A 24,401-nucleotide genomic window follows, 5' to 3' on the forward strand; every position below is an offset into this window, starting at 1 on the left:
CTACATGCTTTTTTTCTGAAGTGTAGGCTCTTGATTTTGCTTTCGTTTCAGAAACATAGATTCTATGTAGCCTGTTCCAAATAATACACCAATAACAATAAACATAAACCCAAAGGATTGATACCAATAGACTTGTTCGTTTAGAAACAAGGCTGAACTAATTAGACCAAAAAAGGGAACAAAATTATTAAAAATGGCCGCTTGACCCGCTCCTATTTTCTGAATCGCGGCGTTAAATAAGAAATGACCTAAAGCAGTAGCCAAAATTGCTGAAACGAAAAAAATAACATAAGCTCCTAAAGGCGCTCCAAGCATTTCCCCGATACTGCCTGGCTCTAACACGAGACTAATAAAGAGTAGTCCTATGGACCCAATTAAAAGCATCATGCTTGTCATTTGTTTAGAATCAAGGCTTGTTGTCCCTTTTTTAATAAAGATGAAACTAATCGCTTGAACGATCATCGCCAGGAAAATATACAATTCTCCTAGAGAAAACACTCCTTCGCCACCTCCACCTTGAATAAACAGTACGCCTACAAAAGCTAAACCGATTCCAACTGTTCGCCACTTCGTTAATCGATCTCCTAAAAACACTATCGCAAGAATCGACGTTGAAAGCGGGAGAAGAGCCAATATCAATACTGCAGTCGATGCATTCGTTAACGTTAAACCGACAGACAAAAAGAAATGATGCGCAACCACACCAAACAAGGCTCCTAAAAACGTATACTTCCATTCCTTTTTTGTGAGTTTTCTCATGTTTTTACTAGCTAGTATGATTGCAGCTGTTACCATTCCGGCAGTCATAATACGAAACACCGTCATCGTAACGGCAGGAAACGTATCGACTAACACTTTTAACATAACAACATTTAGACCCCATATGATCATCACAAAAAAAACAATGCTGTATGTGAAGAGCAGGGATTGATCTTTCATAATGAACCGTCCTCTCTACTTTTCGTAGTTGTATCTTACCACCCTCCCATCTGCAGGTCACGATTTTTTTTCGAATACCGTAATAATTTTCTATTTAAAACGCTTACACTTTCATCTACAAAAAAAGTGACTCTAAAGAGGAATATACCTTTTTAGAGTCACTTTGTATTATTAAGACGTATGCTCATCTGTAATGATCGATAAATTAGGTTTTTCATACAACGTTCGCGGGAAATTCGTTAACAGTTCTACACCATCTTCTGTAATACGAATCGTTTCGGTTATTTCGACCCCATAATCGTTGTACCAGATACCAGGCATTAGATGAAACGTCATGTTTGGTTTTAACAACGTCTCGTCTCCAGGGCGAAAACTAACTGTGTGCTCACCCCAATCAGGTGGAAAACTGAGGCCGACCGAATAACCAAGTCGAGAACTTTTCCTATGCCCGTATTTTCCAATTGTTTTACTCCAAATTCGTTCGACCTCTTCTGCCCGAACACCTGGTTTTATAAAGTCTAATGTTGCCTCTATCCCTTCTTCTACGACGGCAGAAAGTTCTTTTACCTCATTTGGGGCGGTTCCAATTGCCATCGTTCTTGCCATTGGCGCATGATATCGTTTATAAGCTCCTGCAATTTCTAGCGTTAAAAAATCTCCTTTTTGATAAGGTCGATCTGTCCAAGTTAAATGAGGGCAAGATGTGTTCTCATTTGTTGGCATCATCGGTACAATTGAGGTATAGTCCCCGCCAAACTGTGGAGTTCCCTTAATTTGAGCTTCGTATATCGCTGCCGCCACATCCGATTCCCTTACACCTACTTGAACACTCTCATAAGCTGCTGTCATCGCAAGTTCAACAATTTTTCCAGCTCTTCTCATATACGTTATTTCATCGTCTGACTTAATGAGGCGAATCATATTAACTAAACTAGATGTGTCTTTAAATGTAGCATCGGGCAAACCAAGCTTGATCCGTTCGTAACAAAGAGCGGTAAAATAATGAACATCCATTTCAACACCAATCGCTCTTCTGCTTTGGCCAATTTCTGTTAAGATATTGGCTACAAAATCAATGGGGTGTCTTTCTGTTGATTGAACATAATAATCAGGATATGCAATAATGTGATGTTCATCGAGCCAGGTTGTTTTTGCCACACCGTTGGCATCCATTTGGCGCCCAATCCAAATCGGTTGAGCATCCTCGAGTGTGACCACCATCATTTGATGAACGTAAAAACTCCAAGCCGAATAGTTGGTTAAATAATACATATTAGAAGGGTTTGAAATAAGGAGCACATCCACTCCTTCATCAACCATTCGTTTCTTGACAGCCTCCAACCTTCTTTTGTACTCTTCTAATGCAAACAAAGATTTCACCCTCTTTCTCGCCCCGTTCTTTTATCCATTAGAAGAACGGCGAATTTTGTAATTTAAATGCGACTACTTTCTGTTCTGTCATCGCTTCTATTGCATATCGAACTCCTTCACGTCCAATTCCAGACCCTTTTATCCCGCCAAAAGGCATTCCATCAATTCTCACATCACTACTATCGTTAATCATGACTCCACCAAATTGTAGCTCATGAATTGCTTGAAAGGCCGTTTCTAATTTTTCCGTGAAAATACCAGCCTGTAAACCGTAATTACTATTATTTGATCGTTCTATCGCATGTTGAAGCGAATTCACAGATTCAATTATGACAACTGGACCGAACACTTCTTCATTTGCAATCGTTGTATTTGCAGGAACATTTGTTAATACAGTTGGTTCAACATAAGCCTTCGTTCGTTTCCCCCCAAAACAAATCGTTCCTCCTGCCGATTTTACTTCGTCGATCCAAGATTCCACTCTTCTCGCTTCCTTCTCAGAAATCATTGGCCCTATATCTGTCGTTTCATTTGTTTTTAAACCGACTTTCAATTTTTTCGTTTCCTCTACGAATTCTTTTAAAAACCGTTTATACAACGGCTTTTCGACAAAAATTCGTTGAACCCCAATACAATTTTGACCCGCTACACCAAATGCGCCTGAAACCGTTGCTGAAACAGCTTCTTTTACATTCGCATCTTCTAGAACAATTGTCGGTGAATTGGAGCCCAGTTCCATTCCTGTTTTCTTTACACCCACTTTTTCTGTAATTCGTTTTCCCGTTTCATAGCCTCCTGTAAAAGAAACAAACCGAACATCGTCATGTTCCACTAAAGGATCGCATATAATAGAACCGTGCCCTGTGATGACAGATAATATATTAGCTGGTAATCCTGCTTTCAAAAAGGCTTCTGCTAATCGTAATGCACTTAACGGGGTGAGCGAAGCTGGTTTGACGATTACTGCATTTCCAGCTGCGATCGCCGGGCCTACTTTATGGGCCACTAGATTAAGAGGATCATTAAATGGTGTGATGGCTGCTACAATTCCAACAGGAAAGCGATACACATAACCGACCCTACTTTCATGACCAGGCATTTGCGAAAAGGGTATCGTTTCTCCATCTATCCGACGTGCTTCTTCTGCACTCAGACGCAGCGTCTCTATACAGCGAAGTACTTCTTTACGCGCCTCTCTAATTGTTTTGCTGCTTTCCATTACGATCGTTCTTACAAAAACGTCTTTGTTCTCTTCTATATAAGACGCTACTTTATGAAGAATGCTCATTCTCTCATGAATCGGTAATTTTGCACATTCTGCTGCCCCTTGCCTCGCTAGGGAGATCGTCTTTTTCACATCTTCGACCGTTGCTGACGGTACGGTGGCAATTAACTCACCTGTGCCGGGGTCCGTTACATCTATTGCTTCCTCTTTATCAATCCACTCGCCACCAATTAACATTCTTTCTTGAACGATTTGTTTTGCCATAGGTAACCCCCCTCGTTTAGTTATCACGTACAATTTGAATCAAATTGATAAGGACCGCAAATCCCGTCTCTTTAATTCCGGCACCTGCTCCGACAAGGGTAATCGGTCCAGATAAATCACATTGATAGGTGATGGCATTCATCGCGCCAGAAACTCCTGCTAATGGATCATCTAAAGAGACCATTTCAGGTCCTACACAAGCCTTCACCCCTGCATCTGTTCGCTTTACCGATCCAATTAGTTTCCACTTTTTTCCTGCTCTTTTGGCTGTTGTTAATTCTTCTTCTGTAAGATCTGAAATCCCTTTGCATGTTACCTCTTCTCGTTTGAGAGGGTAGCCTAATATCACATTCGCTATGATTAACACTTTATATAACACATCGTACCCTTCAACATCTGCTGTTGGGTCTGCCTCCGCATAACCTCTTGACTGTGCTTCTGTTAACGCTTCTTCATATGACATCCCTTCCTCCATCCGCATTAACATATAATTTGTCGTTCCATTTAAAATGCCGCGGACTTCTGTAATATCATTGCCTGTCAATGTTACTTCAGGCAATCGTAAGGCAGGTGTCCCACTCATAACGGCTCCTTCAAAGAGCCAACGAACTCCATTTTCTTTCGCAAGGTTCTGCAATTGTTCATAAGCAAGCGCGACAGGACCTTTATTTGTCATCACAACATTTTTTTTATTCGAGAAAGCCCATGTGCAATGATCAATAGCTGGTTGACCTGTTTTCACATCCGTAAACGTCATCTCGATAACAGAATCGGCATTGGATTTCTCAATCGTTTCTTGACTTGACAAACCCCTGATTAAACCTGTTTGATCTGGATAAGCATGAAGGCTTCCTGTTTCATTTATCGCTTTCATGACAGCGTCTAAACAAAGTCCATCTGGGTGGTGAAGAGATCCCTTATATAGATCGCAAATAGAAACAATTGTAAAATCAATATTCTGTTCGTTGCTAAGCTTTTTGCCTTTTTCTCTTAAAATATCTACGAATCCTTGACCCACCCCACCAAAACCAATTAAGTCTAGTTTATGTGCCATGTTCTTCCCCTCCCTTTTTCATATAAAGTAAGGTTGCTTTTACAAGTGTATGAGCTCCCTTCTCTAGGACACGCTCATTAAAACAAAATGATGGTTGATGAAGACTTGTTGGTTCATGATTTGGATCAGCTGCACCTATAAACATCATCGCACCTGGAATTTGTTTGGCGATGTGACTAAAGTCTTCTCCTCCCATTCCATATGGCTGCGAATGAATGACTACGTTTGGTTCGACTAATTGAATTGCTTCCGTAAAGAGGTCTACCATATTTGAGTCATTGAAAAGAGCTGGTTCTCCGTGGTGGATGTGAAGATCATATGATCCACCTAACGCCTCAACTTGAGAGAGCCCTTTTCTTATTTCAGACGATAACTGTTTTCTAGCTTCTTCCGAGTACGTTCGAATTGTTCCTCTAATATCAACAGTTGATGGAATGACATTTGATGAAGCCCCTCCTGTAATTTGACAAATACTTAGAACAGAAGGCTCAAGGGCTGAGAGCCTTCTTGACGATAAGCTATATAAATAAGGCAAGACGAGTGAACTCAAATAAATGGGATCAATCGATTGTTCTGGATAAGCTCCGTGTCCACCTGTCCCTTCAATTGTAAGAGTAAACGTATCAACATTAGCCATTGCTATGCCAGGCTTAATTTTCACTTCTCCTAATGGAATTTCAGGATCTATATGCAAGGCAAAACACGCTTCCACATCTTGAAGGACTCCGCTTTCTAGTACATATTGCGCCCCTGTTTTCCCGTTTTGATCTTCTGTTTCTTCTGCTGGTTGAAACAAACACTTAACCGTTCCTTGTAGTACGTTCGATTCATAAAGTGTAGATAGAAAATAGACGGCCCCCATTAACATTGCTGTATGACCATCATGGCCACATGCATGCATAACACCCACTTTAGAAGATTGATAGGAAGCTCCTGTCTTCTCTTCAATTGGCAGTGCATCAATATCTGCTCGTAAGCCAACGATGGGCCTCTTTCCACTTCCAACTGTAACAAGAACTCCCGTACCAACTCCTAACTGACCTTTTCCAGTTTGAATCGTTACTCCTGGCAAGCCTTTCAATTGCTCAATGATATACTTTGTTGTTTCAAATTCTTCAAAACTTAACTCAGGATAGTGATGCAAATGTCTTCGCCACTGTATTAAACGTTTGCTATATTGTTCGAATGCCATTTGCTCATCACCCTTCTTTGTTTAAATCGTTATTTGATCGAGCGCTTGCTTCAAATCAAAAAGTAAATCATCAATCTCTTCGATCCCCGCTGAGTAGCGGACCAATCCTTCTGGTATTCCTAGTGCCGCCCGTTCTTCTGGAGTATTTTCAACATGACTAGTTGTTCTAGCTGGACCAACCGTTGTTTCAACTGCTCCTAAATTCGCTGCACGGTGGGCAATTTGTAATTTAGGAAGGAATTGTCGAACCGCATCTAATTCTCCTTTTAAAGCAAAACTAAGCATTCCACCAAAGCCCTTCATTTGTTTTTTAGCTATATCATGGTTCACATGATTTTCTAGTCCTGGATAAAAAACTTGCTCCACTTTTTCATGCCTCTGTAAAAATTGAGCTACCTTCAAGGCATTTTCTTGTTGTTTCTCCACACGAAGCTTCAACGTTTTCATCCCTCTAAGTATGAGGTAGGCAGCCATCGGATCCATGGTAGCACCATTAATTTCGCGATAATGATAGATATCATGAACAAGAGCTTCCCCCCCGCACACGACTCCACCTAACGCATCTGCATGGCCTCCAAGAAATTTTGTCGCACTATGAATAACGAGATCTACTCCAAGAGCAAGTGGATTTTGATTAATCGGTGTGGCAAATGTATTATCAACAAAGACTAGAGCATTCACTGCCTTTGCTGCTTTTGTGATTCGTTCCAAATCTGTAATCTTCACTGTCGGATTGGTCGGTGTTTCTAAGTAAACTAACTTGCAGCCTTTGGCAATCTCTTTTTCCATTTCCTCGTGGTTTCCGGTTTCAACTAACTCAACATCAATATTCAATCTAGGTAAGAACTCTGAGAATATTTTATTGGTTCCTCCATACGTATCTTTAATAGAAACAACTCGATCACCTGGTTTCAGAACAGTTAATAAAGAATTCGAAATGGCTGCCATCCCTGTTGAGAAACTCGTAGCTGCTTCTGCCTTTTCCAAGATTTTTATTTTTTGTTCAAAGGATTCAACGGTTGGATTCGTATTTCTGCCATAAATATGACCTTTTCGTTTTCCAATCGCTACTTCATACCATTCATCGACATCATCATAATTGTAAGCAACACTGTGAACAACTGGAACTTGTGTTGCTCCATGCACCAAATAATCCTTCTCTCCAGCCCAAACAGACTCTGTTGCTGCACTCCATTGCTTCTTCTTTTCCATGTTGCCACCCCTTTCTATTGTTACTTTCATCATATTCAATTAAAAGAAGCAAAACATTCAACAATTTGTATGAAAAATCAATCAATCTATTCATCTTTTTTTACAAATGTTCTGAAATTAGTTTACAATAGAACGTAATCATAAATATGACCTCACCTAATAAGCTGTTGTAAGGAGGGCCGTTCTATGACAATTACAATGAATCAAGTTCAGTCATTAGACATCTTAAATTCAGCCGTCATTCGCACGGGAGAACTAGAATTAGAAACGACCCCCGTGAAATGGGTATCCGTTATTGAAACACCTGTTGAAACGTTCGTTCGCAAAAACGAACTTGTTCTTACTTCAGGTGTCGGATGTGCAGACAATGAGAAGTTGTTTTATGATTTTGTGAAAGAAATTATTGATTCAGGTGCTTCTGGCTTAGCTGTTGCCATTGGTCCTTTTATCAAAACGATCCCTCATTCGATTATTCAACTCGCAGAAAAACACCAGTTTATCCTCATTGAATTGGATTGGTCGATTCGTTTTTCAGACATTTTAGAGAATGTTCTTGGACTAATTCATGATCAAAAGCACCAACACCTTGAAAAAATTGAACAATTACGTAAATCCTTACTTGAATTTATCCTTTCAGGTAAATCGTTAAACATAGTTGCTGATCATGTTGCTTCATCCATTCATTCTCAAGTATTAATTGCCGACAAACGCGGAGTGATCCGAGGAAAATCTCAGTCTTTTTCAGATCACTTAGTAGAAAGCTGGGCTGATTTTTTGCACACACAATTACAAGAAGATGGAATTTATCACTCGTTAGATCAAACATTTGATTGGATTGAGTATAATGAAGGTTATGCTTTGCAATTAACCATTCATTCAACGGGCAACATTCAAGGGTATATTGTTGTAGGAGGATTTGGGGCCGAACCATTTAGTGAGGAAGAACACAACGAATGGGTGATGCTTTTAGAGCACGTCACAACAGCAGTGGCGATTCATTTTTTACACGAACAAGCAGCTAAAGAAGCAGAATGGCGCTTGCGTGATGATTTCGTATGGGAATTATCAAGAGATGCCATACCTTCCATTGAACTAATGAAATCTAGAGCGAAATCACTTAATTATCATATTAATTTACCCTATATATGTATTGTCGCAAAACCAGAACAAGTTCAGGAAAGCTTTCATGCGATGACCCATTTATCGATTACCTTTGATCACTGGTTACACGAATGGATTCGTCACATGGAAGAAGAAGCCGAATCCATTGCTAAGTCAATGGCACTAAAATCGATGGTAACGTATCAAAATGAAGAATTGATCATTTTCTTAGAAGTGAACCATCCACAAGTGATTGAACAAGCAAAAACATATATTAACAAGCTTCAAAGCCGTTTTCACTTTTTAAATCCCTCCTTATCTATCACGTGGGGAATTGCCAAACAGTATGGATACTCATGCTTTGCTATTAGTTATCAAGAAGCAAAGAAAGCACGTGAAATTGGACGAAAAAGAAATGGAAGAAATACAATTTCAGTCTATGCCGATACAAAAGTCGATCGGGTTATGGAAAGTTTGCTAAAAAACGATGAATTGATTGATATTGCCAAAAATATATTAGATTCTTTACTACGTTATGCGAATGAAAGGCAAATCGATCTGTTGTATACTTTCAAAACTTATCACCAAAACCATGGCAATGTTAGTCAAACTGCACGCGAACTCAATTTACATCGGCAATCTTTGCTATATCGACTACGAAAAATTGAATCTCTCACGAATTGTTCGCTCGATCATCCAGATGATGTATTTTTATTAGATTTAAGCATTCGTTTATGGTTACACGGCTTAGATATGAAAGAAACCGAGTATCGAACGTCATGACGTTCGATACTCGGTTTTTCCTCTTTATAATGTGAAGCCATATTCTTTCTTACACTCTTGTAGTTTCGTTAATGACAATGAAGCCCATTCACTATCCTCTAATTGCACTTTACGTATTTCTTCTTCTAACGCTTCAAATAGTGAATCCTGATAACTCGGGACAGTTCCTTCATACGCCTTTAATGACGAAAGAGGCACCCACGTCTTTTCAAACTCCGCTAGGGCTTTGCGCTGATGAAAAAGCGGAACATCTGTCATTTTTGGATGATGTAGATCGCCTTGAATCGGGTGCTTTACTACTGCTTTAACCTTTACGAGAGCACGACCATTTTCTTCTTGCTTTTCAATCAGTTCTGCAATATATGCTCCCGTTTTATAAAATGCACGTACTAGTTCTGACATGTAATCACTCCTTATACTCCACCAAAGCCTATTATGAACATAGCTAATAAATAGACGATAATCAAGAAAAATCCGATCGCAAAGCTCCAAATCGCTCGCTTCTTTTTTTGATGCAAAATACTAAAAATACCTATCCCACCGAACAAACCTGTTAGCAAAAACAATAAAAAGACAGAGACAACGATAACAATTTCTAATTCCTGTGACATATCTTTATAAACCCGGTACCAGCCACGTGAATAGCTGCCACATAAATTCTGAGATAGGTACAAAGTATTGTTCAGAAATCGCTCCTAATGAACTCGTGTCCGAAAAGCTGTCAATGACGATAAAAGTAAACGTAATTAAAATGGCAATAATCGTAACAGCTAAGACTAAGGCTAACAGAAGCGCGTAGGCTATAAGCACTCGAATTGTCCACTTTAACCATTGTGGACGATTCTTTCCCTCCATACGTGATTCCAAAGCAATCCCTCCAAAACATTTAGTTCTTACCTTATATCCTATCAAAAATAAGGGAGAAATAAATCGATATTTACCGAAAAAAGCGTGAACATCGTTAATTTAAATTCAATTCGTTTAAAATCGCATCAATCGGTACACCTTCTGGGGTAGAGACATGACTAAAATCGTATTCTTGCAAGTTAATCACATTTGAGGTAATCTGATTCGATATTTCTTCTTGTTTCTCAACTTTTTCCATTTCGTGCTCAACATCATGCTTACTACTATGTGTCTCTTTCATATCCTGTTCAAATTCATCTTTAAGTTCAATGTTAGATACATAGTTTAAGGATGAATCAATTTCAGGAGTTTCATTGAATTGTACAATAACAAGAACCCAAACGATTACGAACATCCCACTAGCGAGCAAAAGTAATCCTAATTGTTTAACCATACGTAACCCTCTTTTTCACTTTTTAATCATCTAATCATACCATATTCCCATTACTAATTCTCTACACAAATGACAACATATGTTGAACAGTGTCATTTTTCCCCTTTTTGAATAACTTTAAAAGACAAAAAACCGTGTATATTAAGAATATACACGGTCATAATTACTCCATCTAGGAGGCATATCTTTACCCCATTCAATATTACCAATCGTATGATGTTTTTCATGTTGATCTAAATACGTATGATAATGAAAATTAAAAGTATAGCCTTGCTTAGGAGGTTGATCTCTACGAACATGAAAACGAAAAATATCTTCACCACTTGTTTCATTATAGAGATGAAAAATCTTTTCCCCTAAACCAGAAGAAGGACTTGTTGATATCTTTAATTGTTCCCATTCCTGATCAGATAACGTACTTGTTGTTTCACGCACTACTGTATCCAATTTAGGAAAAATTATGTTTTGAAACGGAGAATGAATCTTTTCAGATATGACCGTTCCAAACTTCAACAAGCTTTGCTCCATTGCCTGCTTCATAATAAAATCATTTAGCACATCAGCTGAAGAAGCGTTTCTGTGAATGTAATGATCTGTTTTTGCAGGCAAAACTTCACCAAATAAATCATAGCTATCTTCATTTACTTCATATATAAATGGGTTCTCGTTGCTTTCACCTTGTGTCTTCTGTGGTTCTTCGGCTTGTACTTCTCTCACAACATCAATCGATGGAACAAACAAACCAAAAGATAGAAGAGCTGATGAAATGACGAGTCCACGTTTCATTTGACGAAACATATCGATACGCCCTTTCATAGTTTCAATAGTCTATAAATCTATTTTCTCATGAAATCTATGAAAACGCCATTACAATCCGATTACAACTAATGAAATTCTATGGTAAATTCGAGCTTCCCATTAAATAACGATCTGCTTCTCGTGCTGCTTCACGTCCTTCATGGATTGCCCAAACGACTAGACTTTGTCCACGACGATTGTCTCCAGCAGCAAACACACCAGGAACACTCGTCATGTATTTCCCATACTCTGCATCAATCGTAGAACGTGATGTCGTATCAATTGATAATTCTTCGATAATCCGCTCTTCTGGACCTGTAAACCCAATTGCTAGTAAAACTATATCTGCAGCCCATACTTTCTCTGTACCAGGAATTGGTGTACGAATTTTTCGGCCTTTTTCATCAATCGTAGTTTCTACTCCGATCGTATGAATTTCTTTTACATTGCCATTTTCATCACCAACAAATTTAGTTGTGCTTACTTGGTAACTACGAGGATCTGTTCCGTATACAGCTGTAGCTTCTTTTTGCCCATCTTCAACTGTATGAATGATTGGGAATAATGGCCAAGGATTTTTATCTCCACGCTCATCTGGTTTCTGACGATTAATATCAAATTGAGTAATTGATTTTGCACCATGACGAACCGACGTCGTAATACAGTCAACCCCTGTATCTCCACCACCAATTACAATTACATTCTTTCCTTTTGCTGAGATGTAATTGCCATCTTGATGATTTGAGTCTAAAAGACTTTTGGTATTCGCCGTTAGAAAGTCCATTGCATAATGAATACCGTTTAACTCACGACCTTCTACTTCAACATCACGTGGCTTTGTCGCACCTGTACATAAAAGTACAGAATCAAAGTCATTTTTTAACTCAGTAGCTGAAATATCTTTTCCAATCTCAACATTTGTTTTAAACGTAATCCCTTCTTCTGAAAGAACTTTCACACGTCGCTCTACAATGTGATTGGCAAGCTTCACATCTGGGATACCATATGTTAGGAGACCACCAATGCGATCTTCACGTTCAAAAACGGTAACAGAGTGACCTGCTTTATTTAACTGAGCAGCAGCGGCAAGACCAGCTGGTCCAGATCCAACGACTGCGACCTTTTTTCCTGTTCTTTTTGAAGGTGGTTGTGGAACAATCCAGCCTTCTTGGAATCCACGCTCAACAATATGATATTCAATGCTTTTAATCGATACAGCATCATCACTGATCGCAACAGTACATGATCCTTCACAAGGCGCAGGACAAACTCTTCCAGTAAATTCAGGGAAGTTATTCGTCTTGTGCAGTCGATCCAATGCTTCTTTCCATTTGCCACGATACACTAAGTCGTTCCATTCAGGAATTAGGTTGTATACAGGACATCCAATTTCACCAGACCCGTCCATGGATGTTCCAGTTTGACAAAAAGGAACACCACAGTCCATACAGCGAGCTCCTTGTTGACGTAAAGCTGGTTCTGGCATTAAAATTTGAAACTCTTTCCAACTTTTAGTCCGTTCAAACGGATCTCGTTTCGTTGGATTCTCTCTTTTGTATTCGATAAATCCAGTTGGCTTCCCCATCGCATTCACTCCAATCTCTATATCTCTCAATTGAGAAGAAAAAGACCCTCAAGGGAACGATTCTAGTCTTACAATCTTTTATCTATGACTATAAGACCAGATACCGTCTCTTGAGTGAACTTTGCTATTTTCCGCTTACGCGAGACTTGTCACTTTTATTCTCATCAAACGCAACCATTACAGCATCACTGTCCGTTAGGCCTTCTTGTTTTACACGATTGATGGCTTCTAACATTCTCTTATAATCTTTAGGAATCACTTTCACAAACTTCGGTAATTGATTCTCCCAGTTTGCAAGAACTGTTGCTGCTTTAGCACTCTTCGTGTAAGAAGTATGTTTCTCAAGAAGTGTACGAAGCAGTTCTATATCTACTTGTTCTACTACTTCTTCTAAGTGAACCATTTCCTTGTTGCATTTTGCATCAAACGTTCCATCTTCATCTAGAACAAAAGCAATACCACCAGACATACCAGCTGCGAAGTTTTTCCCTACTGATCCCAGGTTAACGACAACCCCACCTGTCATATACTCCAGACCGTGGTCACCAACACCTTCAACCACAACGCTTACGCCAGAGTTACGAACAGCAAATCGCTCACCGGCAATTCCGTTGATGTACGCTTCTCCACTAGTTGCACCATAGAACGATGTATTTCCAATTAAAATATTCTCTTCTGCTTTAAAAGAAGATACAGCTGGAGGATAAACGATCACTTTACCACCTGATAATCCTTTTCCTGTGTAATCATTCGCGTCACCTTCAAGGCGCAATGTCATACCCTTAGGTACAAACGCTCCAAAGCTCTGACCTGCAGAACCTTTAAAGTCAAATGTAATCGTATCTTCAGGTAATCCTTCAGCACCATATCGCTTACTGATTTCACTACCTACAATCGTTCCGACAACACGATCAATGTTGCGAATTGAGAACGTGCCATGAACCTTTTCACCATTTTCAAGAGCTGGTTTGCTAGCCACTAACAGTTCTCTAGCATCTAATGACAATTCAAGTTGATGGTCTTGGCTCTTTGTACAGTAGTTTGAATCATGATCTTCAGGATTTGGTTGATAAAGAAGGTTAGATAAATCAATATGTTCTGCCTTCCAGTTATCTACGTTTTTATTTGGTTGAAGTAAATCTGTACGACCAATTAGCTCATCTAGATTTTTGAATCCTAACTCAGCCATAAGTTCACGGATTTCTTGAGCAACAAAGTGCATGAAGTTCACCACATGATCTGCTTCTCCCATATACTTTTTGCGAAGTTCTGGGTTTTGCGTAGCAATACCTACAGGACATGTGTCTAAGTGACATACACGCATAATAATACAGCCTAATACAACGAGCGGTGCTGTTGAAAAAGCAAATTCCTCTGCCCCTAACATAGCAGCAACAACCACATCACGACCTGTCATTAACTTCCCATCTGTTTCAAGAGTGACACGATTACGCAAGTTGTTTAATAGTAGTGTTTGGTGAGTTTCTGCCAAACCAATCTCCCACGGCAATCCTGTGTGCTTGATACTAGTTCTAGCAGCAGCACCCGTTCCACCATCATACCCACTAATAATAATTCCGTCTGCACGGCCTTTTGCAACACCAGCAGCAATGGTTCCAACCCCAGTACCAGCTACAAGCTTAACACTAACTTTGGCTGTCGGATTCGCATTTTTGAGATCATGAATTAACTCAGCTAAATCTTCGATTGAGTAAATATCATGATGTGGAGGAGGTGAAATAAGTCCAACCCCAGGTGTAGATCCTCGAACCTCTGCTACCCATGGATACACTTTGTTTCCTGGTAACTGTCCACCTTCTCCTGGCTTTGCTCCTTGTGCTACTTTAATTTGAATCTCATCTGCGTTAACAAGGTAGTGACTTGTTACACCGAATCTACCAGAAGCTACTTGTTTAATAGCACTTCTACGTAAATCCCCATTTTCATCAGGAGTAAAACGAGCTGGATCTTCTCCACCTTCTCCTGTATTACTTTTTCCTCCAATGCGATTCATTGCAATCGCAAGTGTTTCATGAGCTTCTTTAGAGATCGAACCAAAAGACATAGCTCCCGTACGGAAACGTTTGAAGATTTCTTCTACTGGTTCAACTTCCTCTAACGGAATAGATTTACGTCCTTCTTTAAACGCGAGAAGTCCACGCAAGGTTGTTTGTTCTTTTGTTTGCTCGTTAATAGCATTTGAATACTTCTTAAACAAGTCATATTTATTGTTACGACAAGCATTTTGAAGCATATGAATCGTATGAGGGTTGTATTGATGCGGATCCCCATTACGACGCCATTGTAAATCATCACCTGGATCTAATGCCTTGTCGACACCTTCTTGTTTAGAGTAAGCACGCTCATGACGAGTACGAACTTCTTTTTCAATGATTTCTAGGTTCACTCCGCCAATTCTCGTTGTTGTCCACGTAAAGTAACGATCCACAACAGACTCATGTACACCAACCGCTTCAAAGATTTGTGCACCACGATAACTTTGAATAGTAGAAATCCCCATTTTTGATAGTACTTTCATGATCCCTTTTGCAGCAGCTTTAACATACTGATTAACAGCTTCAACGTAAGAGATATCTTCGAGAAGTCCATCTTGAATTAATCCATCAATAGAATCAAACACAAGATATGGATTAATCGCCTCTGCACCATATCCTAGTAAACATGCAAAGTGATGAACTTCTCTTGGTTCACCAGATTCTACAAGCAAGCTTACTTGTGTTCTTGTGCCTTGACGAATAAGATGATGGTGCAATCCAGAAACAGCAAGTAATGCAGGAATGGCTGCTTGTGTTTCGCTAATACCACGATCACTTAAAATGATTAACGTGTGTCCAGCTTTGATCGCTGCATCTGCACGTGCAAATAGAGAATCTAACGCTTCTTCTAATTGATTTTCTTTCTTTGATACATCAAATAAGATTGGTAGCGTAATAGATTTGAAGCCTTCCATTTTATTATGACGAAGCTTCGCTAACTCTTCATTGTCCAAAATTGGATAAGGAAGATGAATATGACGACAGCTTAATGGCTCTGGATTTAGTAAGTTACGCTCTGCGCCAATCGTCGTACCAGTTGCTGTTACAACTTCTTCACGAATAGCATCAATTGCCGGATTCGTTACTTGAGCAAACAACTGTTTGAAGTAGTTGTACAAAAGTTGAGGTCGTTTTGACAAGACAGCAAGAGGCGAGTCGTACCCCATAGACCCTACTGGATCTACTCCATCTTTGACCATCGGTTGGATCACTTTCGACAATTCTTCATACGTATATCCAAAAGCTAATTGGCGTGTACCAAGGTTTTTAAAATCTGTATTTTCAACATGAGCTGTTTCTAACACATCCTCAAGTTGAATTAAGTGATCTTTCACCCACTCTTCATACGGGTGCTCACTTGCAATTTGATGCTTAATCTCTTCATCTGGGATAATGCGACCTTCCTCGGTATCGACTAATAGCATATGTCCTGGGTGAAGACGTTCTTTGTAAAGGACATTTTCTGGATCAATATCAAGTACCCCTACTTCAGAAGACATAACAATATAGTCATCTTTCGTTACATAATAACGAGAAGGACGTAAACCATTACGGTCTAGACATGCCCCGATTTGTTTCCCATCTGTAAATACAATGGCAGTAGGACCATCCCAAGGCTCCATTAAAGTACTATGGAACTGATAGAATGCTTTCTTTTCAGCACTCATTTGCTCATCATTTTGCCAAGGTTCTGGGATCATCATCATAGCTGAGTGAGCCATCGATCTGCCTGCAAGTGATAAAAACTCAATTGTATTATCAAACATTGACGAGTCAGATCCACTGCTGTCTACAACAGGTGAAACTTTTTCAATATCCTCACCAAATGCATCCGACTTAAACATTGCTTCACGTGCATGCATCCAGTTTACATTCCCTTTAACGGTATTGATTTCACCGTTATGAATCATGTAACGGTTTGGATGTGCTCGCTCCCAGCTAGGGAATGTATTCGTACTAAATCTTGAATGCACAAGGGCAATAGCTGTTTCAAAGTCATGATCAGGAATATCTAGGAAGAATTGATCAACTTGTTCTGTTGTCAACATTCCTTTGTAGACGATTGTACGACTTGAAAAACTTGCAAAATAGAAAGATTCATCTGCCGGAACGTACTCAGACAGTTCTAATTCAGCGCGTTTACGGATAACGTAAATTTTACGCTCAAAATCTAATTCTGTTTTCAGTTCTGGATTTCTTTTAATAAACAATTGACGAATAAATGGCATAGCTGCTTTTGCCGCATTACCAAGCATAGAATCATCAACAGGAACATCGCGCCAGCCAAGAAGCTCCATATTTTCTTTCTCTATAATGGCTTCTAGCCCTGTTTCGCATTTTTCCCGTGCTTCTTCATCCTGTGGCAAAAATAGCATCCCTACTCCGTAGTCGCCTGCTTCAGGAAGAGCAATACTATCTGCTAAACAGACTTTTTCAAAGAAACGATGGGGAATTTGTAAAAGGATCCCTGCACCATCTCCTGTGTTTACTTCGTCACCTTGCCCACCACGATGTTCTAAATTCCGCAGAATTTGAAGTGCATCTTCAACAACTTGATGCGACTTCTTACCTTTCATATGGGCTAAAAAGCCGATACCGCAATTATCATGCTCAAATTGTGGATCATATAGGCCTTGTTTTTTCGGTAATTGTGCGTACCGCATTGGCATCAACCCTTTCTCCAAAAAAGTAAATATCAATCAACTCTCCCCAAAAACTATGAGCTAATATACAGGATCATATCATTTTTCTGACATTTCGGCAAATTGAAATTTGCTGAAATGTGTAATGAAAGCGCTTCCCGAGGGGTGGTTTCACATTTTTTTTTTTGAAATTACTTTTTTATACCGTCCCCACTTTGTATAATTACAGCTTTTAGATGTATAAAAATTCAAACCGGAATGCTATATTCATAAACTGTTTCTACTTTTTTTACTCTTTTATAACAGGTGTCTACTTTTTCTAAATTTAGCCGATAAGGACTACAGCTTAGCAACAAATTCTTATCGTCCCCTTTCTATTATATAGGCCGCTTTGAGACATTTGTTCATCGGTCTTCCCCGAAATCAGTACAGATATGACGATTGTTTAGTAGACAAACGTAACACTTCTAAAAAAATCTCACTGGAACATATAAAATTTTTGCTCCAGCAAATATGGAAATTCGTATCTTTTAGACGTATTCCTATTAAAAATGATAAAGCATTCTTTCTATCTTTTCTATTCATAATTCTTGCCATTGACGATCCATTTAGAGGATGATTGTATTACTCCCTAAAATCCATCATAATATTACATATCTTGAAAGTTGAAACTAGATCTTTCTTTATTTCGTACGTTAAAATACAGAAAGTAATTGAGAAGCACGAGGAGGAATGTGTTATGAGTAAGCAAATGAATAACAATGTACTAGACCAATACAAAAAAGACGAAGATCTTTCTAAGCTCCTTCGCTCTTTAGATACATTAGGTGAAGAAGAACAACGAGAAGCTGGCGAATCGCTAGAAGCGCTAAAACGCCCAGTAAAAGAAATGATGCAAGACCAATCGAATCAATTGCCTACACAACTTCATCAATTAAAAGAAACGGTCAGTCAACTTGAACCAACTCATTTAAAATCGAGTCAGACGAAAAAATGGCTAAACAAATTTTTACGCAGAAACCCTATTGAACAATATGCACGGAAATACCAAACGGTTGAAGCGCAAGTTGATGATATTGTTGAAGGTCTGCTTAGTGGCAAAGATAAACTACAAGAAGATACTCTTATGCTCCATCAATTAAAGGATGTCGCAAAGGAGCGAATCGCGAATTTAAATGAACAAATTGAATTAGGAAATCAACTAAATAAAATGTTGGAAGATGAAATGCTGAAAGAAGAATGGAAAGATAACCCAAATGAGTTAAAAAAAGGTCAACTTAAAGTCATCTCTCGTGTGAAAAATATGAATCAAGCGGTGATGGTGTTACAACAGTCACTGGCTTCTGTTGACTTAATCGTTGAAAATAATGACAAGCTTGAGGAAGCGATCTTCAATGCAATTACAATGACTAAAAATGTCATTACAGTATCTGCTTCCATTCAATTGGCATTATCAAATCAACAGAAAGTCATAAAAGCGGTTAAGCATGTTAATGAAGCTACGGAATCCATGCTGTTATCAAACTCAGAATTATTAAAGCAAAATACTGAGGAAACGTTAAAAACACTGGAAGAACCAGCAATTGCTATTGAATCATTTAGAAAAGCTTATAATAACGTCTTTGAAGCAATCGAGCTAACAGAAAAATCAAATGAACGAATTGTCCAAACAGGTCAAGAGTTTATCTCTGAGCTTGACTCTTTGAATAAAGAAATGAGAACCAAACTATTAAATTAACTAGAAAGGGCTGGTTTTATGGAATGGCTTGATAAAATGAAGCTCATGTTTACACCGGCCCATAAAAAGCCGGTTGAAGATCATATTATTAGAGATACAGTAACACGGAAAATGGTCGAAGATGCAGAAGAATTATTGATGAGGATGGCGAAAAACGCTCCCCCATCCAATCAAAAGAAATCGGTTCGACGAAAACAAAAGGAATGGACGATCAAAGTAAAAGTCACTCATAAGTGGATTTCTGTCATTATGCTTGATCAAAAGCAATCAACATCTGCTGTGAAAAAACGAATTGTCATTGTCTGTTATCGAAAATATATGAAGGCGAAAAATGGCATTGGCGTGTGTAAAGAAGCAAGCATCCGTTATATGAAAGACGGTCGAGCTCAGATTCGATCAATTCGAGATTCCTCTCTTTTTCAAAGTACTTTTTATCGAATTCATCAAGTAGATGCTGCTTTTTCGAATGATTCAATTACTTATGAACAAACATCAAAAGAGCTATTAACAAATCAGCAAACTCAATTACAAGATACAAAATCAACTGATTTATTGTATTTGTTAGAGGAAGCAAAGCGCTATGTTCAAACAGTGCAACAGTTTTCTGTTGATCCCCTAATTGAAAGTCGAATGCAACGACTTATTCAGCAAGGTGAAAAATTACAAGATGATTTTTCATTATTAGATTTTGAGGAACGTCATGTTGTTCGGCGTATGTTTAAAGAAGATGTCCCTACTATTGTGCATACATACTTATCGTTATCATTAAAGCATCAGTTAGAACATAAAGAAGACCTTTATGTTGCTTTATCTAAGATGGAGTTAACGTTAATTGGTTATGTAGAACGATTAGAACAATTACGAGTTCAACGCATGAATCATCTTTTGAAATTACAGCAGATTCGGTACGATAAATAATCGTCGATCTGCTTTTTTATTTTATTTTACATTTAATTCTTGTCATCCCCTTTTTGCGACTTTACAATTAATGTAAATGCTTTCATTACGCTGGAGGGATAATATGTCTATTGTAAAAATTTCACCGAACATCTCTTTAATTGATGGCTTCGATTCCGGGCTTGAGTACAGAACAGGTACATACGTGTTGCACGAAGAGAAAGTAACATTGCTTGAGAGCGGACCTTCTCCTTCCGTTCCTCATGTGTTAAATGGGCTTCGTGAGCTACAGATCGATCCTAAAGATGTGGCCTATATCATTGTGACTCATATACATTTAGATCATGCCGGTGGTGCGGGCCTGTTGTTAGAACATTGTCCAAATGCAACATTGGTTGTCCATCCTAGAGGGGCTAGACATTTGATTGATCCTTCTCGCTTAATTATTGGTGCAAAAGCGGTTTACAACGAACAGTTTGACGAGTTTTTCCACCCAATCATTCCTGTATCAGAAGAAAGAATTCTTATAAAAAAAGATCAAGAAACGTTAAAGATAGGCTCTCATTCAACTCTTTCCTTTTTCGATACTCCTGGACACTCCGCGCATCACTTTTGTATATATGATGAGAACACAAAAGGGATTTTCTCTGGTGATACGTTAGGGGTGCATTACAAACTTCTTGAAAAAGAAGGATATCATCTCGTTCTCCCATCTACGTCACCTAGTCAATTCGATCCAGATGCCATGCTACAATCTATAAATAGGATTGAACAACTTGATGTGCAAGCGATTTACTTTGGTCACTACGGTGCTTCTTTTCAACCTAGTTTGGTTTTCTCTCAACTAAGGCAGTGGCTTCCTGTATTTGTTAGTACTGGTGAGTCCGTGTTTGAACATCAAAATAACACTAAAAAATTAAGAGAGTCCTTACTTCATCTTGTTCAAAAAGACCTTGATGATCACAACATTCCAAGAAATCATCCTGTTTACGAGCATATTAATCTAGATTTGCACATTTGCTCATTAGGAATCATTGATTATTTACAAAAGAACAATTCAAAACTGTGAACAATCACTCAAGATTGCACATCACTCTACTTGCTTAATAATGGAACACCTGATTATAATGTTGATACTATTAAAAATTTCACACGAGGATATTACTGAATAAGGTAGGCATTGAAAAAGCTAGATTTCCTTTTTCAGTGCTTCAAAAAGCGAGGGGTACTATGGACCGAAAACAAGCACAATCCATGATTGGGAAATATGTCATGATAGAAAAAGGAGATGCTGGAGCGTATTACGGGATATTACAGCAAATCATTGCCGAACCGCGAACACCCTGGAAAGGAATTGTTTCCATTCAAGGTATAGTAAGCCTCCCTATTCTTACCGAAGACGAGAGCGACTCTATCATTGAACAATTTAGTTATGAAAAAGGAGAAACAGTAGAATTCGATGGTGGTAAATTAACAGCTCTTTTAAACGATGACATCCCTTCCACTTTTGAAGAAAGTGTCATCCAAGCATCAAAAAAACGGCATGAAGAGTGGGATTATGAAATTGAGGCGTTGAAAACGAAGCAAGCCCTCTTAATCCACTTTTTATCAAGTTCTGGTTATGACCTAACGATGTTCAGCACTCCTAAAAAGACGTTTAGCGATGCGGTTACATATACATTCCATCATGATGGAGATCGCTTTATATTAATCGATGAAGAAGAAAATCGACTTGATTTAGAGGATTGTCCTTTTACTGTAACATGGGAAGTTCAAAACAAGACGAGGTCTGGTACATATGAAGGAAATGGTGTCTTCGTATCGGATGAAGGTAGTAGGTTTCATCCAAAAGATGGTGAGATGTTTAAAATAGATAAGGAACAATTTGACCCATACTATATTCTTCGGAATGAATTAGAGCCAGCTGCCTTACACTCTTTAGAGAAGAATTTAGACCACTTTGGTGTTTCGCACTATGACTTAATTGAATGTCATAACTCCTTACTTTCACAATTGCTTCTTGCCGAAACAGAAAAGTCATTCAAAGGTGTGAATTTCCTTACGTACAAAGGATCCAATGGGATCATTCTCGTTCAACACCATTACGAACGAACATTACTTCATTACAAAAATGATAAAATATACGATCGGTTTGAATTTACGACCGAACACGGAAAACGCGCGATCGCTACGTATACAAATGAATATTCGTTATAACTGACAAAAGGGTGTGCCAAAGGGTTTCATTTAAACCTTTTAGCACACCCCCTTGGGTTCTCTGGCACTTTCAAACATGGCTAATCCCTTTTGGAATCTAGCCGGTTAGAATACCACATCAACAGTTGCTCAGCTTCGTTTTTATCTAGGTCCATCACAGTAAATGATTTTCCGACTACACTAGATAAAACAGAAAAGCGAAAGCTTGCTACCTTCCTTCTCCTTTGAAAGAAAGACGTTCTTATTTCAGCTGCCTGTATTTTAGGCTTTTCTGAAATAACGAGCGTTTGACTTATTTTCCGGTATCGTATCCAGAGGTGGGTCTGATTTATTCCTGAACCTGTATCTTTATATTGCCAAATACCAAACAAAAAACAGATTGCAACAACAATGAATCCATAATAGGCTATAGGATTTATAAACCACCCAATCAGGACTGTTGCAAGCAAGGGAAGAGTCGTAGAACGGTTCAAAAAACGAATGAGTGATCTTTTAGGTACAGGACTCACTTGATATAGGAAAGCGTACTTTGGTAAAATTTCCGCTAATATATCTACCACTCTCTCATCTTTACTGATAGGAAGTAACACCGTGGACAACTGTTCATCGTTTGTCCCGCCCCCAGCACTTTCTACATAAACAGAACCATATTGAAACGGCTGACGCAACAAATTACGAACAATACGGACAGCCGTCACTCTGTGAGTATGAATGGTTAGTTGCCTTCTTTCAATTAGACCTCTTGTTATCACCAGTTCATTTCCAAATTTTTCGACTTTAAATCCCCCATATTTAATGAGAGTGCTCAGAAATGAAATACACCATGATAGAAAGATAATAAAAACGATAATCGGCAGGACAATCGCCCAGCCTGACCCAACAAAAAAGCCAAATACTTGTTCATAGATTGCTTCTGGTAAAAACTGTTCCATTTGAGTAAATAACGCAGCCACTGCAGAAATCGTTAATCCTAGTCCACTGGAGGTTAGAGCCGAAATAATCAAGTCTCGCTTACTTAACGTCCAAGTGAAATCAGCTTCCTCTTCTTTTGGCTCATCCTCTAAAACTTGCTCTTCTTCTGTTACTTCTACTTTCTTTTTTAGCAATTCAGACCGGATTGCTTCTGCTTCCTCACGACTTACAGCTATTAAACTCACTTCTGGTTCCGCACCACCACCGGCAGTTTCAATTTTGACTTTTACTAAGCCGAACATGCGTTGAAATAGCCCTGCTGTAATATCAATACTTTGAACTCGTTTTTGCTGAATATAACGCTTTTTTTTCACGAAAAAGCCTCTTTGGATGTACAACTCCCCTTCCATGATTCGATACTGAAATGTCAGCCAATGAATCATTCCACTTATGAAAACAAAGAAGAGAATGCCTATCCAAATAAATTCAAATCGAAAATATCCTACTGGTTCACTCGTACTACCTAAAAAAAACGTCAAAATAAAAGGAAGTAAGAAACCTCTTAAAGTAGTTAAAAAAGAGACAAATATGCCTGCTATGTGCAACCTTTTCAGATCACTCATCTTCTGCCACCGCCGCTAGTTCCGCAATTCGGTCTCGTAACTCATCCGCGACTTCCATCGTAAGAGATGGAATTTGATGAACTGTAGCTGCTGTAGAAATCGATACAGCTGCTAGCTTATATTTGCGTAATAATGGCCCTTGTTCTGTATCTACATGTTGAACACGGGACATTGGGATTAAGGTTCGTTTGACAACAAAAACACCGCGTTGTAAATCTATTTCATCCGCTAATACATCGTAGCGCCATTTCTTCCAACGAATTGGAGGAATAATGAAAACGGTAATCACTAAATATGCCATATACCCACTAATTAAAATCCATAAAATCCATAAAGGTAACTCAAAAAAATAAACAAATACACCATAGCCAATTGGAACAAGCGCAACAAAAAAGCTCTCAAAAAATGCTCGAAGTCGCCAAACTGGCAAAGCTTTTTTCGATAAAGATTGGGATGGTTCGAGGCGCATATTAAACCTCCTTAGCAAATAC

At 38.8% G+C, this 24,401-nt stretch carries 20 protein-coding genes; 5 read left to right on the forward strand and 15 right to left on the reverse strand.

Annotated elements, in window-relative coordinates; genetic code table 11:
• The 6 genes from N0O92_RS06765 to N0O92_RS06790 all read right to left on the reverse strand — a co-directional run bounded on the left by N0O92_RS06765 (position 1) and on the right by N0O92_RS06790 (position 7,257).
• A complete protein-coding gene (locus N0O92_RS06765) occupies positions 1–939 on the reverse strand; it encodes a DMT family transporter (protein WP_315613903.1) in 939 nt (312 codons plus the stop codon).
• A gap of 171 nt (positions 940–1,110) precedes the next feature.
• Complete coding sequence (locus N0O92_RS06770) at positions 1,111–2,310, reverse strand: M24 family metallopeptidase (RefSeq protein WP_315613904.1); 1,200 nt, start codon at positions 2,308–2,310, stop codon at positions 1,111–1,113.
• Between the two features lie 37 nt (positions 2,311–2,347).
• Entirely contained in the window at positions 2,348–3,799 is a 1,452-nt protein-coding gene (locus N0O92_RS06775) for an aldehyde dehydrogenase family protein (RefSeq protein WP_315613905.1), read from the reverse strand.
• Between the two features lie 16 nt (positions 3,800–3,815).
• On the reverse strand, positions 3,816–4,853 hold the full coding sequence (locus tag N0O92_RS06780; protein ID WP_315613906.1) for a homoserine dehydrogenase: 1,038 nt from the start codon (positions 4,851–4,853) through the stop codon (positions 3,816–3,818).
• A complete protein-coding gene (locus N0O92_RS06785) occupies positions 4,843–6,045 on the reverse strand; it encodes a M20 metallopeptidase family protein (protein ID WP_315613907.1) in 1,203 nt (400 codons plus the stop codon). The genes N0O92_RS06780 and N0O92_RS06785 overlap by 11 nt, the downstream gene beginning before the upstream one ends.
• Before the next feature lie 21 nt (positions 6,046–6,066).
• Positions 6,067–7,257, reverse strand: coding sequence for a cystathionine gamma-synthase family protein (locus N0O92_RS06790; protein ID WP_315613908.1), 1,191 nt, complete (start codon positions 7,255–7,257; stop codon positions 6,067–6,069).
• A 186-nt stretch (positions 7,258–7,443) separates the two neighbouring features.
• Between N0O92_RS06790 and N0O92_RS06795 the strand changes: the two genes are divergently transcribed.
• Positions 7,444–9,141, forward strand: coding sequence for a PucR family transcriptional regulator (locus N0O92_RS06795; protein WP_315613909.1), 1,698 nt, complete (start codon positions 7,444–7,446; stop codon positions 9,139–9,141).
• 24 nt (positions 9,142–9,165) lie between these two features.
• Here N0O92_RS06795 and kapB read toward each other — a convergent pair whose 3' ends face one another.
• From kapB to gltB, 7 genes are all read right to left on the reverse strand, one after another.
• Entirely contained in the window at positions 9,166–9,543 is a 378-nt protein-coding gene (kapB, locus tag N0O92_RS06800; RefSeq protein ID WP_315613910.1) for a kinase-associated lipoprotein KapB, read from the reverse strand.
• Between the two features lie 11 nt (positions 9,544–9,554).
• On the reverse strand, positions 9,555–9,752 hold the full coding sequence (locus N0O92_RS06805; protein WP_315613911.1) for a hypothetical protein: 198 nt from the start codon (positions 9,750–9,752) through the stop codon (positions 9,555–9,557).
• Between the two features lie 4 nt (positions 9,753–9,756).
• The gene (locus N0O92_RS06810; RefSeq protein WP_315613912.1) at positions 9,757–10,008 is read right to left on the reverse strand and encodes a hypothetical protein; all 252 of its coding nucleotides are present in this window, start codon (positions 10,006–10,008) and stop codon (positions 9,757–9,759) included.
• A gap of 94 nt (positions 10,009–10,102) precedes the next feature.
• Entirely contained in the window at positions 10,103–10,441 is a 339-nt protein-coding gene (locus N0O92_RS06815; RefSeq protein ID WP_315613913.1) for a hypothetical protein, read from the reverse strand.
• A 141-nt stretch (positions 10,442–10,582) separates the two neighbouring features.
• Complete coding sequence (locus N0O92_RS06820; RefSeq protein ID WP_315613914.1) at positions 10,583–11,239, reverse strand: YpjP family protein; 657 nt, start codon at positions 11,237–11,239, stop codon at positions 10,583–10,585.
• Between the two features lie 97 nt (positions 11,240–11,336).
• Positions 11,337–12,824, reverse strand: coding sequence for a glutamate synthase subunit beta (locus N0O92_RS06825; protein ID WP_315613915.1), 1,488 nt, complete (start codon positions 12,822–12,824; stop codon positions 11,337–11,339).
• Between the two features lie 124 nt (positions 12,825–12,948).
• Positions 12,949–17,544, reverse strand: coding sequence for a glutamate synthase large subunit (gltB, locus tag N0O92_RS06830; protein WP_315614093.1), 4,596 nt, complete (start codon positions 17,542–17,544; stop codon positions 12,949–12,951).
• Positions 17,545–18,262: 718 nt separating this feature from the next.
• Here gltB and N0O92_RS06835 point away from each other — a divergent pair.
• The 4 genes from N0O92_RS06835 to N0O92_RS06850 all read left to right on the forward strand — a co-directional run bounded on the left by N0O92_RS06835 (position 18,263) and on the right by N0O92_RS06850 (position 22,375).
• Positions 18,263–19,261 carry a toxic anion resistance protein gene (locus tag N0O92_RS06835; RefSeq protein ID WP_315613916.1) on the forward strand — a complete coding sequence of 333 codons (999 nt, stop codon included), beginning with the start codon at positions 18,263–18,265 and terminating at the stop codon, positions 19,259–19,261.
• An 18-nt stretch (positions 19,262–19,279) separates the two neighbouring features.
• A complete protein-coding gene (locus tag N0O92_RS06840; RefSeq protein ID WP_315613917.1) occupies positions 19,280–20,179 on the forward strand; it encodes a hypothetical protein in 900 nt (299 codons plus the stop codon).
• Between the two features lie 103 nt (positions 20,180–20,282).
• Positions 20,283–21,227, forward strand: a complete 945-nt coding sequence (locus N0O92_RS06845; RefSeq protein WP_315613918.1) for an MBL fold metallo-hydrolase — start codon at positions 20,283–20,285, stop codon at positions 21,225–21,227.
• Between the two features lie 161 nt (positions 21,228–21,388).
• Positions 21,389–22,375: a DUF2777 family protein gene (locus N0O92_RS06850; RefSeq protein WP_315613919.1), complete on the forward strand. Its 987-nt coding sequence runs from the start codon at positions 21,389–21,391 to the stop codon at positions 22,373–22,375.
• Positions 22,376–22,455: 80 nt separating this feature from the next.
• Here N0O92_RS06850 and N0O92_RS06855 read toward each other — a convergent pair whose 3' ends face one another.
• Both N0O92_RS06855 and N0O92_RS06860 read right to left on the reverse strand, forming a co-directional pair.
• Positions 22,456–23,910 carry a PH domain-containing protein gene (locus N0O92_RS06855; protein WP_315613920.1) on the reverse strand — a complete coding sequence of 485 codons (1,455 nt, stop codon included), beginning with the start codon at positions 23,908–23,910 and terminating at the stop codon, positions 22,456–22,458.
• Complete coding sequence (locus N0O92_RS06860) at positions 23,903–24,379, reverse strand: PH domain-containing protein (RefSeq protein WP_315613921.1); 477 nt, start codon at positions 24,377–24,379, stop codon at positions 23,903–23,905. The genes N0O92_RS06855 and N0O92_RS06860 overlap by 8 nt, the downstream gene beginning before the upstream one ends.
• Between the last annotated feature and the right edge of the window lie 22 nt (positions 24,380–24,401).

It is taken from the genome of Alkalihalobacillus sp. MEB130 (genome assembly GCF_032335535.1).
Classification (GTDB): Bacteria; Bacillota; Bacilli; order Bacillales; family Bacillaceae_D; genus Halalkalibacter.